The sequence below is a fragment of the Rhizobium sp. BR 249 genome, from assembly GCF_047445895.1.
Taxonomy (GTDB): domain Bacteria; phylum Pseudomonadota; class Alphaproteobacteria; order Rhizobiales; family Rhizobiaceae; genus Rhizobium.
In genome coordinates this window covers 25,381-41,673 of record NZ_JARWKX010000022.1, presented here as the reverse complement: position 1 = coordinate 41,673, position 16,293 = coordinate 25,381, and the positions used below count along the sequence as shown (strand labels likewise).

General features: G+C 61.8%; 16 protein-coding genes. 15 read left to right on the top strand and 1 reads right to left on the bottom strand.

The annotated features are described in order from the left end of the window. The first annotated feature begins 225 nt into the window (after positions 1-225). The gene (locus tag QD408_RS20040) at positions 226-2,649 is read left to right on the top strand and encodes a ComEC/Rec2 family competence protein (RefSeq protein WP_414140504.1); all 2,424 of its coding nucleotides are present in this window, start codon (positions 226-228) and stop codon (positions 2,647-2,649) included. Here the strand turns inward: QD408_RS20040 and lexA are convergent. Beyond that, positions 2,630-3,349 (bottom strand): transcriptional repressor LexA, encoded by a 720-nt coding sequence (gene lexA / locus QD408_RS20035; protein WP_088683944.1) that lies wholly within the window; start codon positions 3,347-3,349, stop codon positions 2,630-2,632. The two genes, QD408_RS20040 and lexA, sit on opposite strands and share 20 nt — an antisense overlap. A 198-nt stretch (positions 3,350-3,547) precedes the next feature. Here lexA and QD408_RS20030 point away from each other — a divergent pair, with 198 nt between their 5' ends. The 14 genes from QD408_RS20030 (at position 3,548) to QD408_RS19965 (ending at position 16,284) form a co-directional block, all read left to right on the top strand. Continuing rightward, on the top strand, positions 3,548-4,441 hold the full coding sequence (locus QD408_RS20030; protein WP_414140503.1) for a VOC family protein: 894 nt from the start codon (positions 3,548-3,550) through the stop codon (positions 4,439-4,441). After that, complete coding sequence (gene kdsA / locus QD408_RS20025; protein ID WP_414140502.1) at positions 4,438-5,283, top strand: 3-deoxy-8-phosphooctulonate synthase; 846 nt, start codon at positions 4,438-4,440, stop codon at positions 5,281-5,283. Before QD408_RS20030 ends, kdsA begins: the two co-directional genes overlap by 4 nt. A 140-nt stretch (positions 5,284-5,423) precedes the next feature. Next, the gene (eno, locus tag QD408_RS20020) at positions 5,424-6,698 is read left to right on the top strand and encodes a phosphopyruvate hydratase (RefSeq protein ID WP_414140501.1); all 1,275 of its coding nucleotides are present in this window, start codon (positions 5,424-5,426) and stop codon (positions 6,696-6,698) included. A 140-nt stretch (positions 6,699-6,838) separates the two neighbouring features. Then, on the top strand, positions 6,839-7,159 hold the full coding sequence (locus QD408_RS20015; RefSeq protein WP_088683948.1) for an FtsB family cell division protein: 321 nt from the start codon (positions 6,839-6,841) through the stop codon (positions 7,157-7,159). Between the two features lie 145 nt (positions 7,160-7,304). Then, positions 7,305-8,351 (top strand): pyruvate dehydrogenase (acetyl-transferring) E1 component subunit alpha, encoded by a 1,047-nt coding sequence (pdhA, locus tag QD408_RS20010; protein ID WP_088683949.1) that lies wholly within the window; start codon positions 7,305-7,307, stop codon positions 8,349-8,351. A gap of 15 nt (positions 8,352-8,366) precedes the next feature. Next, the gene (locus QD408_RS20005) at positions 8,367-9,749 is read left to right on the top strand and encodes a pyruvate dehydrogenase complex E1 component subunit beta (RefSeq protein WP_414140500.1); all 1,383 of its coding nucleotides are present in this window, start codon (positions 8,367-8,369) and stop codon (positions 9,747-9,749) included. 15 nt (positions 9,750-9,764) lie between these two features. Further along, positions 9,765-11,105: a pyruvate dehydrogenase complex dihydrolipoamide acetyltransferase gene (locus tag QD408_RS20000; RefSeq protein ID WP_414140499.1), complete on the top strand. Its 1,341-nt coding sequence runs from the start codon at positions 9,765-9,767 to the stop codon at positions 11,103-11,105. Positions 11,106-11,124: 19 nt separating this feature from the next. Then, positions 11,125-11,766 carry an SGNH/GDSL hydrolase family protein gene (locus QD408_RS19995; RefSeq protein ID WP_414140498.1) on the top strand — a complete coding sequence of 214 codons (642 nt, stop codon included), beginning with the start codon at positions 11,125-11,127 and terminating at the stop codon, positions 11,764-11,766. Positions 11,767-11,768: 2 nt separating this feature from the next. Continuing rightward, entirely contained in the window at positions 11,769-12,350 is a 582-nt protein-coding gene (locus tag QD408_RS19990; RefSeq protein WP_414140497.1) for a GNAT family N-acetyltransferase, read from the top strand. A gap of 17 nt (positions 12,351-12,367) precedes the next feature. After that, the gene (gene lpdA, locus QD408_RS19985) at positions 12,368-13,813 is read left to right on the top strand and encodes a dihydrolipoyl dehydrogenase (protein ID WP_414140496.1); all 1,446 of its coding nucleotides are present in this window, start codon (positions 12,368-12,370) and stop codon (positions 13,811-13,813) included. 76 nt (positions 13,814-13,889) lie between these two features. After that, the gene (locus tag QD408_RS19980; RefSeq protein ID WP_088683955.1) at positions 13,890-14,144 is read left to right on the top strand and encodes a GlsB/YeaQ/YmgE family stress response membrane protein; all 255 of its coding nucleotides are present in this window, start codon (positions 13,890-13,892) and stop codon (positions 14,142-14,144) included. Positions 14,145-14,167: 23 nt separating this feature from the next. Further along, the gene (locus tag QD408_RS19975; RefSeq protein ID WP_088683956.1) at positions 14,168-14,416 is read left to right on the top strand and encodes a GlsB/YeaQ/YmgE family stress response membrane protein; all 249 of its coding nucleotides are present in this window, start codon (positions 14,168-14,170) and stop codon (positions 14,414-14,416) included. A 46-nt stretch (positions 14,417-14,462) separates the two neighbouring features. Further along, complete coding sequence (lipA, locus tag QD408_RS19970; RefSeq protein WP_414140495.1) at positions 14,463-15,434, top strand: lipoyl synthase; 972 nt, start codon at positions 14,463-14,465, stop codon at positions 15,432-15,434. A 256-nt stretch (positions 15,435-15,690) separates the two neighbouring features. After that, positions 15,691-16,284: an AAA family ATPase gene (locus QD408_RS19965; RefSeq protein ID WP_414140494.1), complete on the top strand. Its 594-nt coding sequence runs from the start codon at positions 15,691-15,693 to the stop codon at positions 16,282-16,284. The last annotated feature ends 9 nt before the right edge of the window (positions 16,285-16,293 follow it).

The following is a 16,293-nucleotide window of genomic DNA, read 5'->3' as shown; positions in this document are numbered from 1 at the left end:
CTATATGATCGCGAAGCTAATGCCAAGTTACCGTGATGGCATTTTGTGCATTGCGGCATCACCTTTTAGGCACTGCAGCGATGAGCGGCGTGCATAGCGGAAGCCGATGATTCGACTGGTCTTTTGGTGTTCGCGATTTTCCCTCGTATTTCAATCGATTATCCTTGCAGGATTTGATGGGAGGCTGCATTCTGGCTGCCTTGGCGGGTGGTTTTCGGGCGGTGCATGCAGGGGTTGAGGACAGTCGAATTGCGGCCGGAAACAGGCGCTGGAGCCGCCGATGCCTCGGGTTTTGCGCCATCTGCGGTGCGGCCGGCAAGGACGCAGTCGGCGACGCCATTGCGCCATCGGCTGCCGGGCGCGGCTCGACGAGCGTTGCGTGCCGGCCTCCGCATGTTGGGCGAAGAGGCGGACCACGGAGGACTACTGCTGTTCTCACCGGTCTTCCTCGGCTCGGGAGCCGCCTTCTGGTTTCTCGCGGCATCGGATTTTCCGATTGTTACGTCGCTGATCTGCCTGTCGGTGCTGATGGTCGCCATCCCCGTCATCGGCAGCGGCAGGACGGTCTTGCGGGCAACGCTGCTGGCGCTCGCACTTGTGGTCTGCGGCATGCTTTCGGCGCAGTTCGAGACCTGGCGAGCCTCGACCGTAATTCTTGATTCCGCCGTGACGACGACGATAACCGGCCGTGTCGAGCGGCGTGAGGGCGACGATCGCGGGCGATGGCGCTACATTCTTGCCGTCACCGCCACCGAGGCGCCAACGCTGAAACGGCCGCCGGAGCGTGTCACGGCGATCGCCCGCGGAGCGGACGCTTCTTTCGAGATCGGCGACATCATTACCGGCAGGGCGCGGCTGACGCCGCCGGCAGGGCCGGCGCTTCCCGAACTCAACGATTTCTCCTTCGGCGCCTATTTCGACGGCATCGGCGCAAACGGCTACTTCTATGGTGCACCCGACAAGGTCGATGTGCAGGCGGGGCCGCAGGCCGCGGCATCGACATCGGAAGCGCTGCTCGAATGGCTCTACCGGCTGCGCAGTGGCATCGGTGATCGCATAAGATCGGTCCTGCCCGGCGACACCGGTGCGTTTGCGGCCGCCCTCGTGACCGACGAGCGGCGCGCCATCTCGAATGAGACGACGGAGGCGCTGCGCCAGTCCGGACTTGCCCATATCATCGCCATATCGGGTCTCAACATGGCGTTGTCTGCCGGCATCTTCTTCGTCGGCTTTCGAATGCTGCTCAGCCTCTTTCCCGGTATCGCCCAGGCCTATCCAACGAAGAAGATCGCCGCCGGCGGCGCGCTGCTCGCCGTTACCGCCTATTTTCTGATCTCCGGCTTCGCCGTCTCGGCCGAACGCGCCTTCATCATGATGGCCGTCATGCTGATCGCCGTCTTCTTCGACCGGCCGTCGATCAGCCTGCGCAATGTCGCGCTGTCCGCGCTGGTCATCATTGCCATCTCACCGTCCGAGGTATTGGGTCCGAGCTTCCAGATGTCCTTTGCCGCGACGCTGGCGCTGGTATCGGGTTATCAGCTCTGGAAGGATCGGCGCGTCCGTGAAAATGCCTTTCTGAAACTGCCGATCGTTCGGCCCTTCGTTGCGGTCGGAGGCTTCTTTGCCGGCGTCTTCCTAACTTCGTTGATCGGCGGCTTTTCGACCGCGCTCTTTTCGATCGAGCATTTTCATCGCCTGACGGCTTACGGCTTGCCGGCAAACCTCGCGACGATACCCATCATCTCCTTCATCGTCATGCCCGCCGGCCTGTTGGCAATGCTGCTCATGCCTTTCGGTCTGGACGCACTGCCCTGGAAGGTGGTCGGATTTGGCCTCGACCTGGTGATCGCGGTCGCAAAGACGGTTTCCGGCTGGGGTGGCGGCATCGGGATCGGCCGTTTGCCCGGCTGGTACTTCGCTGTTGCCGTTGCCGGCTTCCTGCTCATGACGCTCTTGCGCACGCGCCTGCGCCGTATCGGCACCGCCGTCATGACGGCTTCGACGCTCGTTTTGCTTGTTCTTCCATCCGCCCACTCGCCGGACCTTGTCATTTCGGAGGATGGCGGTCTTGTCGGGATCGTTGAGGCCGCAGCCATGGCCTCCACTCGCGAAAGGCCGCCGAATTTCATTTTCGATCAGTGGCAGAGAGCGCTGGTCCTGCCGACCCATCATTCGCCGAAGATGCTGGATGGCCCCGCTATCCCCGAGGCAGACGATCGGCGTCTGCAGCTTTCCCCGGATCAGCGGGAGGAAGCGAGGAGCGCGATGCAGGCGGCCGCGGCAAACGGCGAGGCCAACCGCTTTTCCTGCGTTAAGAAGGCCTGGTGCATATCGCGGCTGGCAAATGGAAAAGTCGTAACCGTCATCGACAACGCCGCCTATCTCGGCCCGGCCTGCGATGTGGGCAATATCGTCGTGACGCCGGTGCGGCTGCGGTTCGACCGCTGCCGTTCACGCGCGACGCTCTTCACTGGCGAGACGCTGCGCCGGACCGGTTCCGTCGAGTTGCGCTTTACGGATGACGGTCCGCAGACCGTCACCGCATTCAGCACGCTGTCGCGGCCGTGGATGCGCCATCGCGCTTATGATTGGCGCAGCGGGAGTTTTGCCGAATCCAGCCCGCCCGGTGTCAATGATAGCGGCGAATGAGGCCGACGAGCTTGCCCTGAACCTTGACGCGATCCGGCCCGAAGATACGGGTTTCGTAAGCCGGGTTGGCCGCTTCGAGCGCGATGGAAGCGCCTTTGCGGCGGAAGCGTTTGAGCGTCGCTTCCTCGTCGTCGACGAGGGCCACGACGATGTCGCCAGGGCTGGCGGTGCTCCCATTGCGAATGATCACGGTGTCGCCATCGAAGATACCGGCGTCGATCATCGAATCGCCTTTGACCTCCAGCGCATAGTGTTCACCATTGCCGAGCATATCGGCCGGAACCACGATGTCGTGGGTGTTGTTCTGGATCGCCGAGATCGGAACGCCGGCGGCGATGCGGCCCATGACGGGCACGGAGACCGAGTTGCCGTTGTCGGCGACGGGCTTTGCAGGAGCGGGAGCGGCGACCGGCTGGGGCTTGCCGAGGCTGCCTTCGATGACGCTCGGCGAAAAACCGCGCCGGGGCTGGATGCTGGGGCTGTAGGCCTCCGGAAGCTTGATCACTTCGAGGGCGCGGGCGCGGTTCGGTAGGCGGCGAATGAAGCCACGCTCCTCGAGCGCCGTGATCAAGCGGTGAATGCCGGATTTCGAGGCGAGATCCAAGGCATCCTTCATCTCGTCGAAAGACGGTGGAACGCCGGATTCCTTCATGCGCTCATGAATGAAAAGGAGTAGCTCCTGTTGTTTGCGCGTGAGCATCGACGTCAGACCCCGTGATTGAAACAAATCCAGAACAGACACTATATGTTCCATATGTGTTCCGCAAGTAGCTAAATTTCCGTAAAACTTCCCATCAACTCGTTGCGATTTTTATTTTCATTTGCGGGATTTGGCAGGCAAGTCTTGAATTGAGAGTGCGCTGTCGCACATCTCTTGCCATTTCAGGGAGAGGAACCGATGAACGAGCATGCCAAGCCGCACCCGCTGGATCATGTCGTGCTGCCGGTCGTCAATATCGATCTTGCGCGCGAGAGGCTCGGCAAGCTCGGTTTCACCGTTGCCGCCGATGCGCGCCATCCCTTTGGAACGGAAAATGCCTGCGTCTTCTTCGCCGACAAAACCTATCTGGAGCCGCTCGGCGTTGCGAGCGTCGAGGAGAGCGAGGCATCGGCGCGGAAAGGCAATGTCTTCACCGCCCGCAACCAGGCTTTCCGCTTCCGCTGCGGCGAGGAGGGGCTTTCGGCAATCGTCTTCGCCACCGAGAATTCCACCCTCGATCATAAGAAGTTCGCCACCAGGGGATCGAGCGCCGGCGAGATGTTGGAGTTCAGCCGGCCGATGAAGATGCCGGATGGTTCGGAGAGCGTCGGCAGCTTCAAATTGGCCTTTGCGGGCGATCTGCGCGCGCCCGATCTCTTCCTGTTCACCTGTCAGCGCATCAACCCGCTGCCGGCCGATCGTGGTGCGCTGGAGAAACATGCCAATGGCGTCACGGGAATTGCCGAGGTGGCGCTTTCAGCCCCGGAACCAGCGGCCTTCGGCGCCTTCGTCAGCCTTGCCGCGGCGCAATCGGCAGTCGAGAAAACCGGTTTCGGCGTCAATATCGCGGCATCGAATGCGAGAATCAGCCTGATGACGCCGGAAGGGCTTGAGGCCTATTTCGAGATCGCCGTCTCATCCGCCGAGCGCGGCCTGCGGGGCCGGGCAATCCTCTTCAATGTCGCCGATCTTGCCGTGACAGAAGCGCATTTGGCTGCTAACGGGGTGACCTACACGCGCAAGAACAATCGCATTCTGGTGAAGCCCGCGCCCGGTCAGGGCACGCTCTTCGCCTTCGAGGAACCACGATGAGCTCCAATACCAATTCCGAAGTCAAGGTTGGCGAAGGCAACGGCCAGGTCACCTTTTCCAATACCGGCCGCCTGTCCTTGATCGCCGGCCCCTGCCAGATGGAGAGCCGGGATCATGCTTTCATGATGGCCGGCGCGCTGAAGGAGCTTTGCGCAAAGCTCGGCATCGGCCTCATCTACAAGAGCTCCTTCGACAAGGCGAACCGCACGTCGCTTTCGGCAGAACGCGGCATCGGGCTTGAGAAGGGCATGGAGATCTTTGCCGACCTGAAGAAGGAATTCGGTTTTCCGGTCCTGACCGACGTCCATACCGCCGAGCAATGCGACGAGGTCGCAAAGGTGGTCGATGTTCTGCAGATCCCGGCCTTCCTCTGCCGCCAGACCGACCTTCTCATCGCCGCCGCCAAGACCGGCCGCGCCGTCAACGTCAAGAAGGGCCAGTTCCTTGCGCCCTGGGATATGAAGAACGTCCTGAAGAAGCTCAATGCCAGCGGCAATCCGAACGTGCTGCTGTGCGAGCGCGGCGCTTCCTTCGGCTACAATACGCTGGTCTCCGACATGCGCTCGCTGCCGATCATGGCAGCGATGGGTGCGCCTGTGATTTTCGACGCGACCCATTCCGTGGCGCAGCCGGGCGGGCAGGGCGAATCCTCCGGCGGTCAACGGGAGTTCGTCGAAACGCTGGCGCGCGCCGCAGTCGCCACCGGCATTGCTGGCGTCTTCCTCGAAACCCATCAGGACCCGGACAATGCGCCTTCCGACGGCCCGAACATGGTCTATCTCAAGGATATGCCGCGGCTTCTCGAAAAGCTGCTGGCCTTCGACGCGGTCGCCAAGGGCTGACAGTCAAAAGCCTGACACGAACGTGCTGTAGCGACGACTGGATATGGACATGGAAGGGATCGCAAAGTGCCATTGTAATTTGCGCACCTTCGATTAAGACGGTTTCGAACCCCTATCACCCACCCGAGCAGGAAGAACCCATGACTGCAATCACCGATATCATTGCCCGCGAGATTCTCGATAGCCGTGGCAACCCCACCGTCGAAGTCGATGTCTATCTCGAAGACGGCAGCATGGGCCGCGCGGCTGTACCCTCGGGCGCTTCGACCGGCGCGCATGAGGCGGTCGAGCTGCGCGACGGCGGCAAGCGCTACCTCGGCAAGGGCGTCCAGAAGGCGGTCGAGGCCGCCAACACCGAGATCTTCGACGCGATCGGCGGCATCGACGCCGAAAATCAGATCCAGATCGACAACATCATGATCGAGCTCGACGGCACGCCGAACAAGTCGCGCCTCGGCGCCAACGCCATTCTCGGCGTCTCGCTTGCAGTCGCCAAGGCCGCCGCTCAGGCTTCCGGCCTGCCGCTCTACCGTTACGTCGGCGGCGCTTCCGCAAGCCTGCTGCCGGTGCCGATGATGAACATCATCAACGGCGGCGCCCATGCCGACAATCCGATCGACTTCCAGGAGTTCATGATCCTGCCGGTCGGCGCCGATACGATCGCCGAAGCCGTGCGCATGGGCTCGGAAGTCTTCCACACGCTCCGCAAGGAACTCGCGGCACAGGGCCACAACACCAATGTCGGCGATGAAGGCGGTTTCGCACCGGGCCTGAAGAGCGCTTCCGAAGCCCTCGATTTCATCATGAAGTCGGTCGAGAAAGCCGGCTACAGGCCGGGCGAGGACATCTACCTCGGCCTCGATTGCGCCTCGACGGAATTCTTCAAGGACGGCAAATACGTTCTCGAAGGTGAAGGCCGCACGCTCGAGCCCGGCGCCATGGCCGAATACCTGGCCGAACTCGCCGCCAAGTACCCGATCATCTCGATCGAAGACGGCATGGCCGAAGACGACTGGGACGGCTGGAAGACGCTGACCGACCTGATCGGCAAGAAGACCCAGCTGGTCGGCGACGATCTCTTCGTCACCAACTCCGCCCGTCTTCGCGACGGCATCCGCATGGGCGTCGCCAACTCGATCCTCGTCAAGGTCAACCAGATCGGCTCGCTGACGGAAACGCTCGACGCGGTCAATACGGCGCACAAGGCTGCCTACACCGCCGTCATGTCGCATCGCTCCGGCGAAACGGAAGATTCGACCATTGCCGATCTCGCGGTCGCCACCAACTGCGGCCAGATCAAGACCGGCTCGCTGTCGCGTTCCGACCGTCTTGCCAAGTACAATCAGCTGATCCGCATCGAAGAAGGCCTCGGCCCCCAGGCCCAGTATGCCGGCCGCTCGATCATCCGCGGCTGATCGGAACTGATTTTTAACGGCTTGACCCGCGCCCTTTTCCGGGCGCGGGTTTTTTGTTGCCTGCTTTTTAGAGTCAACGAACGGTTAATCTCTGCGCGCTAGATTGAACGAATTGGTAATGCGTTCAAGAGCATGCGTGTATGTGGACAAAGCATCATAAGAAGAGAAGAATCGGTCGCTTCGTCATTCCGGCCATGACGGTCGCCTTCCTTTCCTACTTCGGTTATCATTGCATCCATGGCGACTATGGGCTGCGCGCAACGGAGACGTTCGAGCGCCAGCGCGTTGAGCGCGAAAAAGAGCTTGCAGTCTTGAAGGCGAAGCGCGAACATCTGGAAAGTCAGGTTGCGCTGCTCAGTGACGGCTCGCTCGACAAGGATATGCTGGACGAAAAGGCGCGATATCAACTGAATATGTCGCGCGCGGACGAGATCGTCATATTCAACCATTATTCCAATTAACCGAAATTCGGTTAATTGGAATTTCTGCTGTATTTCCAATAATTTAGTGCCGAATACGAGCCATGCAATTATGGCATTGCTGTGGTCATATTTCTTCCCTATGGTACGCGCCATCGAGAACCGATAAACCCATAGGGAGGGTTGAATGGCGCCGCGAAAGACCGCGACCGTTTCCAGCCGCAAAACTGCAGCAAAATCCACAGTCAAAGCATCGAATGGCGGCCCGGTAGCCGACTTCGATCGCGATGAAGAGCTCAAGGCCTATCGCGAGATGCTGCTGATCCGCCGCTTCGAGGAGAAGGCCGGTCAGCTTTACGGCATGGGCTTCATCGGCGGCTTTTGCCACCTCTACATCGGTCAGGAAGCTGTCGTCGTCGGCATGCAGATGGCGCAGAAGGAAGGCGACCAGGTCATCACCGCCTATCGCGACCACGGCCACATGCTGGCAACCGGCATGGAAGCGCGTGGCGTCATGGCTGAGTTGACCGGGCGCCGCAGCGGCTATTCCCACGGGAAGGGCGGCTCGATGCACATGTTCTCGAAGGAGAAGCATTTCTACGGCGGCCACGGCATCGTCGGCGCTCAGGTTTCGCTCGGAACGGGCCTTGCCTTTGCAAACCACTACCGCGGCAACGGCAATGTCTCGATCGCCTATTTCGGCGATGGCGCTGCCAACCAGGGCCAGGTCTACGAGAGCTTCAACATGGCGGCGCTCTGGAAGCTGCCGATCGTCTATATCGTCGAGAACAACCGCTACGCCATGGGCACCTCGACCGCCCGTGCGACGGCCCAGTCGAACTACTCGCTGCGTGGATCCGGCTTCGGCATCCCCGGCATCCAGGTCGACGGCATGGATGTTCGCGCCGTCAAGGCCGCGGCCGACGAGGCGCTCGAACATTGCCGCTCCGGCAAGGGCCCGATCATCCTCGAAATGCTGACCTATCGCTATCGCGGTCACTCCATGTCCGACCCGGCGAAGTATCGCTCCAAGGAGGAAGTGCAGAAGATGCGCTCCGAGCAGGACCCGATCGAGCAGGTGAAGGCACGCCTCATCGAAAAGGGCTGGGCTTCCGAAGACGATCTGAAGGCGATCGACAAGGATGTCCGCGACATCGTCGCCGACAGCGCCGACTTCGCTCAGGCCGATCCGGAGCCGGATGCATCCGAGCTCTATACCGACATTCTGCTCTAATCGGGGAGGGAACCCATGCCTATCGATATCCTCATGCCCGCCCTCTCTCCGACGATGGAAGAAGGCACGCTGTCCAAATGGCTGAAGCAGGAAGGTGACAAGGTCACTTCAGGCGACGTGATTGCCGAAATCGAAACCGACAAGGCGACGATGGAAGTCGAAGCCGTCGACGAAGGCATCATCGGCAAGCTGCTGGTCGATGCCGGCACCGAAGGCGTCAAGGTCAACACCAAGATCGCCGTGCTGCTGCAGGATGGCGAATCCGCTTCGGATATATCCGCCGCCAAGCCGGCCGCCGCTGCTCCGCAGGTTGCCCAGGAAGAGAAGCCGACCAATACCGGTTCTGCTTCGGCACCACTTCCGGCCGAGCCGAAGGCCGTCGTTCCGAACGATCCGGAAATCCCTGCCGGCACCGAAATGGTGTCGATGACCGTGCGCGAAGCGCTGCGCGACGCCATGGCCGAAGAAATGCGCGCCAGCGACGACGTCTTCGTCATGGGCGAGGAAGTCGCCGAATATCAGGGCGCCTACAAGGTCACCCAGGGCCTGCTACAGGAATTCGGGGCCCGTCGCGTCATCGATACGCCGATCACCGAGCACGGCTTTGCCGGCGTCGGCGTCGGCGCCGCCATGGCCGGCCTTCGCCCGATCGTCGAATTCATGACCTTCAACTTCGCCATGCAGGCGATTGACCACATCATCAACTCGGCCGCCAAGACGCTCTATATGTCCGGCGGCCAGATGGGCGCTCCGATCGTCTTCCGCGGCCCGAACGGCGCTGCTGCCCGCGTCGGCGCCCAGCACAGCCAGGATTATGCCGCCTGGTACAGCGCCATCCCCGGCCTCAAGGTCGTCATGCCCTACACGGCATCTGACGCCAAGGGCCTGCTGAAGGCTGCGATCCGCGATCCGAACCCGGTCATCTTCCTCGAGAACGAAATCCTCTACGGCCAGCACTTCGACGTGCCGAAGCTCGATAATTTCGTACTCCCGATCGGCAAGGCCCGCATCCACCGTCCGGGCAAGGACGTCACCGTCGTCTCCTTCGGCATCGGCATGACTTACGCGACGAAGGCGGCCGCCGAACTGGAAAAGATCGGCATCGACGTCGAACTGATCGACCTTCGCACCATCCGCCCGATGGATCTGCCGACCATCATCGAATCGGTCAAGAAGACCGGCCGTCTGGTCACCGTCGAGGAAGGTTATCCGCAGTCGTCGGTCGGCACCGAAATCGCCACCCGCGTCATGCAGCAGGCCTTCGACTATCTCGATGCGCCGGTGCTGACGATCGCGGGCAAGGACGTTCCGATGCCTTACGCCGCCAATCTCGAAAAGCTGGCGCTTCCGAACGTCGGCGAAGTCGTCGATGCGGTGAAAGCTGTTTGCTACAAATAAGGGGAGGGTATTTCGATGCCGATCAATATCACGATGCCCGCCCTCTCTCCGACCATGGAAGAAGGCAATCTTTCTAAGTGGCTGGTCAAGGAAGGCGATAAGGTCAAGTCTGGCGATGTGATCGCCGAGATCGAGACCGACAAGGCGACGATGGAAGTCGAAGCCGTCGATGAAGGCACGGTCGCCAAGCTGGTCGTTGCCGCCGGCACCGAAGGCGTCAAGGTCAATGCGCTGATCGCGGTTCTCGCCGCCGATGGCGAGGACGTTGCCGCTGCCGCAAGCGGCGCAGGTTCCGCCGCGCCGGCCAAGGCTGAAGCAGCCCCTGCGCCCAAGGCCGACGCCGCACCTGCTCCAGCTGCACCGGCACCCGCGGCCGCACCCGCATCGGTTTCATCGGGCGGCAACCGCACCTTCTCTTCGCCGCTCGCGCGCCGTCTGGCCAAGGAAGCCGGTATCGATCTTTCCGCTGTCGCAGGCTCCGGCCCGCATGGCCGCGTCGTCAAGAGCGATGTCGAAGCCGCCGTTGCAGGCGGTGGCGCCAAGGCTGCGGCCGCACCGGCCGTTGCTGCTGCTCCGGCAGCCGCCGCTCCGGCCCCGGCTGCGGCAGCACCGAAGGGTGCTTCCGACGACGCCGTGCTCAAGCTCTTCGAACCAGGCTCCTACGAGCTGGTGCCGCATGACGGCATGCGCAAGACGATCGCCCGGCGCCTGGTCGAATCCAAGCAGACGATCCCGCATTTCTATGTCAGCGTCGATTGCGAGCTCGATGCTCTGATGGCGTTGCGCGCCCAGCTGAACGATGCGGCTCCGCGCAAGGACAATGCCCCGGCCTACAAGCTCTCGGTCAACGACATGGTCATCAAGGCCATGGCGCTGGCGCTGCGCGATGTTCCGGATGCCAACGTCTCCTGGACCGACAGCAACATGGTCAAGCACAAGCACGCCGATGTCGGCGTTGCCGTCTCGATCCCCGGCGGCCTGATCACGCCGATCATCCGCAAGGCCGAGCAGAAGACGCTGTCTGTTATCTCCAACGAGATGCGCGATCTCGGCAAGCGGGCCAAGGACCGCAAGCTGAAGCCCGAGGAATATCAGGGCGGTACCAGCTCGGTCTCGAACATGGGCATGATGGGCGTGAAGAACTTCGCAGCCGTCGTCAACCCGCCGCACGCGACCATCCTCGCGGTCGGCGCTGGCGAACAGCGGGTCGTCGTCAAGAACGGCGAAATGGCGATCGCCACCGTGATGTCGGTGACGCTGTCGACCGACCATCGCTGCGTCGACGGCGCGCTCGGCGCCGAGCTGCTCCAGGCCTTCAAGGGCTACATCGAGAACCCGATGGGCATGCTCGTCTGATAGCTGGGCGGAGGCGGAAATGACCAAGACCGTTCTTTGCTATGGCGATTCGCTGACCTGGGGTTATGACGCCGAGACGATCGGCCGTCACGACTACAAGAATCGTTGGCCGAGCGTGCTTCAGGCAGCGCTCGGCAACGAGGCGCGTGTCATCGCCGAAGGCCTGAACGGCCGCACGACCGCCTTCGACGACCATCTTGCCGATTGCGACCGTAACGGCGCGCGCGTCCTACCGACCATCCTGCAGACGCATGCGCCGCTCGATCTCGTCATTCTGCTGCTCGGCACCAATGACATGAAGCCGGTGGTCGCCGGCTCTGCCTTTGCCGCATGCCAGGGCATCGGCCGACTCGTTCGGTTGATCCGCAACCATGCCTGGCCCTTTGAATTCGACGGGCCGGAGATCCTGATCGTGGCGCCGCCGGCGATCTGCGCGACGGGCAATGTGCCCTTCGCCGCATCCTTCCCCGGTGGCATCGAGGAATCGGCAAAGCTCGCAACGCTCTACCGCGATCTTGCCGACGAACTCGGCTGCGGCTTTTTCGACGGCAATTCCGTCGCCAAGACCACGCCGATCGATGGCATTCATCTCGATGCCGAGAATACGCGTGCGCTCGGACGCGGGCTGGAATCGATCGTGCGGATGATGCTGGGGATCTGAGCATGACCGCCTTCATCGCGCTGCGGCAGGCCTCACGGCGGGATGCATCGGAGCTGGCGATTCTGGCGGATATCGCATCGCACGGCTTTGCCTCCTGGCTCTGGTTCGCCGATGTGGCGAATGGCGCCAGCGACACGCCGCTGGAACGGGGCAGGCTGAAGATGAGCGAGGAAGAGGCTGTCGGCGGCTGGCGGGATTCCGTCATTGCCGAGGCCTATGGTGAGGTTGCGGGCGTGGCGATCGGCCATGCGCTTGACGAAGGCATAGGCGATATCGAGGCGAGCATTCCGGCGACCGAACCGATGCTCGCCTTGCAGAAAACGGTTGTGGGAAGCTGGTTCATCGGCAGTCTCGGCGTCTACAGCCACCTGCGCGGCATCGGCATCGGACGCAGATTGCTGGAGGATCAGATCGAAAGGGCGGATTGCCGTCCGGTCAGTCTCATTACCGCAAGTGATAACGAAGCGGCTTTGTCGCTTTATGGAAGAAACGGATTCCTGGAGACTGCGCGCGCTGACGCCGTGCCGCTCTTCGAAAACAACAAGAGACATGCGTGGGTGCTCATGACCCGCAGCGCAGCGTAACAAAGGGCAGGAAACACATGGCTGAATCCTACGACGTCATCATCATCGGCTCCGGCCCCGGCGGCTATGTCGCCGCCATCCGCGCCAGCCAGCTTGGCCTCAAGACCGCGATCGTCGAGCGCGAACATATGGGCGGCATCTGCCTGAACTGGGGCTGCATTCCCACGAAGGCGCTGCTGCGTTCGGCCGAGGTCCTTGACCATGCCAATCACTTCAAGGATTTCGGCCTGGTTCTCGAAGGCACGGTCAAGCCGGATGCCAAGGCCGTCGTCGGCCGCTCGCGCGCCGTCTCCGCCCGTCTCAACGCCGGCGTCGGCTTCCTGATGAAGAAGAACAAGATCGACATCATCTGGGGCGAAGGAAAAATCACCAAGCCCGGCGAGATCGTCGTCGGCAAGTCGTCGAAGCCCGTGGTCGAGCCGCAGCACCCGCTGCCGAAGAACGTCAAGGGCGAGGGCACCTATAACGCCAAGCACATCATCATCGCGACCGGCGCCCGTCCGCGCGCGCTGCCCGGCATCGAGCCCGATGGCAAGCTGATCTGGACCTATTTCGAGGCGCTGAAGCCGGATGCTCTGCCGAAGTCGCTGATCGTCATGGGCTCAGGCGCGATCGGCATCGAATTCGCCAGCTTCTATCGCTCAATGGGCGTCGACGTCACTGTCGTCGAAGTCATGCCGACCATCATGCCGGTCGAGGATGCCGAAATCACCGCCATCGCCCGCAAGCAGCTTGAAAAACGCGGCCTCAAGATCTTCACGAGCGCCAAGGTTACCAAGGTCGAGAAGGGTGCGGGAAGCATCACCGCGCATGTCGAGACTTCGGATGGCAAGGTGCAGCAGATCACCGCCGACCGGATGATTTCGGCTGTCGGCGTTCAGGGCAACATCGAGAACCTCGGCCTCGAGGCGCTCGGCATCAAGACCGACCGCGGCTGCGTCGTCGCCGACGGTTACGGCAAGACCAATGTCCCCGGCATCTATGCGATCGGCGACGTCGCCGGCCCGCCGATGCTGGCGCACAAGGCCGAGCATGAAGGCGTCGTCTGCGTCGAGAAGATAGCCGGCCTGCCCAACGTTCATCCCACCGACAAGGGCAAGGTCCCGGGCTGCACCTATTGCAATCCGCAGGTCGCCTCCGTCGGTCTCACCGAAGCCAAGGCCAAGGAGCAGGGCCGCGACATCCGTGTCGGCCGCTTCTCCTTCGCGGCGAACGGCAAGGCGATCGCGCTTGGCGAAGACCAGGGCATGGTGAAGGTGATCTTCGACAAGAAGACCGGCGAGCTGCTCGGCGCCCACATGGTCGGTGCCGAAGTCACCGAACTCATCCAGGGCTTCGTCGTCGCGATGAACCTCGAAACAACCGAGGAAGAGCTGATGCACACGATCTTCCCGCATCCGACTGTCTCCGAAACGATGAAGGAAGCAGTGCTCGATGCTTATGGTCGTGTGCTGAACGCTTGATAATTTCCGGGACTGCCCATTTTGCCCGGAGTGGAAAGCTGCTCCGGTCGGGTGGAAAAAACGAAAGGAAATTATCATGTCTATGGAGACGCAGGCGTTGCTGGTATTTTTATTGATCGGCCTGGTGGCAGGCTTCCTCGCAAGTCTCGTCGTCGGTGGCGGCGGTTTGATCAGATGCCTGCTCAGCGGCATCATCGGCGCCTTCGTCGGCGGCTATCTGTTCAGCGCGCTCGGCATTTCGCTGGGCATCGAAAACGCGCTGGTCGTGCAGATCATCCACGCGACGGTCGGCGCCATTGTCGTGGTTCTGGTCGCGAGGGCGGTCGCTTAGCGTAGTTTGAGGGCGAGACGGGCATGGAAGGCGTGGGCTGGATTTCGGCAATCATCATCGGCGGTCTCGCAGGCTGGCTCGCCGGCAAGCTGATGGATGCGCGATACGGGATTTTCCTGAACATCGTGCTCGGCATTGTCGGCTCGGTCGTTGCCACCGCGATCCTCGCCCAGTTTCACGTCCAGCTTGCCGGCGGGCGACTCGGTTATTTTGTGACGGGTTTCCTTGGCGCCTGCCTGCTGATATTCCTTGCGCGGCTGGTGCGGCGCTAGGTCCTGATGATTTGCCGCATAGGGGCGATAGAAAGCTGAAACTGCAATGGTGACCATCCTCGACACGATCAATCCCGACGCCAAGCGCGTGCGCCATCCTGAAAAGGCCCATCGGCCCGATACGGAGGTCATGCGCAAACCGGACTGGATTCGTGTGAAGGCGCCGACCTCCAAGGGTTATTCCGAGACGCGCGCGATCGTGAAGGAGCACAAGCTCGTCACCGTCTGCGAGGAAGCCGGCTGCCCGAATATCGGCGAGTGCTGGGACAAGAAGCACGCCACCTTCATGATCATGGGTGAGATCTGTACCCGCGCCTGCGCCTTCTGCAACGTCGCGACCGGCAAGCCGAATGCGCTCGATATGGCCGAGCCTGAGAACGTCGCCAAGGCGGTCAAGGAGATGGGCCTCAGCCACGTCGTCATCACCTCGGTCGACCGTGACGATCTGGAGGACGGCGGCGCCGAGCACTTCGAAAAGGTGATCTGGGCGATCCGTGCGGCCTCGCCCAAGACGACGATCGAAATCCTGACGCCTGATTTCCTGAAGAAGCCGGGCGCCCTGGAGCGCGTCGTCGCCGCCAAGCCCGATGTCTTCAACCACAATATGGAAACGGTTCCCGGCAACTATCTGACCGTTCGCCCCGGCGCCCGCTATTTCCATTCCATTCGGCTCTTGCAGCGGGTGAAGGAACTCGATCCCACCATGTTCACCAAGTCGGGCATCATGGTCGGCCTCGGTGAGGAGCGCAACGAAGTGCTGCAGCTGATGGACGACCTGCGCACCGCCGATGTCGACTTCCTGACGATCGGCCAGTATCTGCAGCCGACCCGCAAGCATCACAAGGTTGAAAGCTTCGTCACACCCGACGAGTTCAAGTCCTACGAGACCGTCGCCTACAGCAAGGGCTTCCTGATGGTGGCCTCCAGCCCGCTCACGCGCTCCTCCCACCATGCCGGCGACGATTTCGCAAGGTTGAAGGCGGCGCGCGAGAAGAAGCTGCTGATCGCAGCCGAGTAGGGTTCGGGTGCCGCGATAGGAGAACACCTCCTACATCGAGATCGCCGCCTGCCCCTCATCCGCCTGCCGGCACCGACCGGGGTCGAGCCACGGGTCTCGACCCGTCCTTCGGACCCCCGCTCGCGGGGAGAAGGGGATATGCCGCACCAGCTTCCTCAATCTCAACGCTGCGTTTGGCACGTCCCCTCTACGCGTTTACGGGGAGAGGGTTAGGGTGAGGGGCAGCCTTTGGCGCAGACGGACCGAGGATAACACGATGGACCAGAGAGCCGAGCTGCCGCTGCGTCAACAGATCACCGACATCGAGCAGGCCGCCGCACTTATCCGGACAGCCCGTCGAATTCTTGTCGTCGGCTGCTCGGGTGGCGGCAAATCCACGCTTTCTATGAAGATCGCCAAGCGCTTCGGGCTTTCCTACATCTCGCTCGACCGCGACGTTCGCTGGCTTCCCGGCTGGATTCAGCGTGACAGGGTCGAGCAGATAAATATTATCGCCAGCCGAATCCTCGAAGATCGTTGGATCATGGACGGCACCAGCACCTCGACTTTCGACCTTCGGTTGCCGCGGACCGATTTCGTCATCTGGGTCCGCATGCCGCGGCTTCTCTGTATTTGGGGCGCGATCAGCCGGTGGGCGAAATGGATCGGGCGCATTCGCCCGGAAATGGCTCCGGGCTGCATCGAAAAAATCGATTGGGAATTCCTCCACTTCATCTGGACTTTCGAGGAGAAATTCGCGCCGCGCATTGTCGCCGGCATCGCCGAGCATGGCCCCGATGTGCCCATTCTCCAGCTAAAATCCCGCCGCCAGATGCGCGAGCTTCTTGATCTTCTAAGCCGGCCCGCTTAAGTGCCGCCT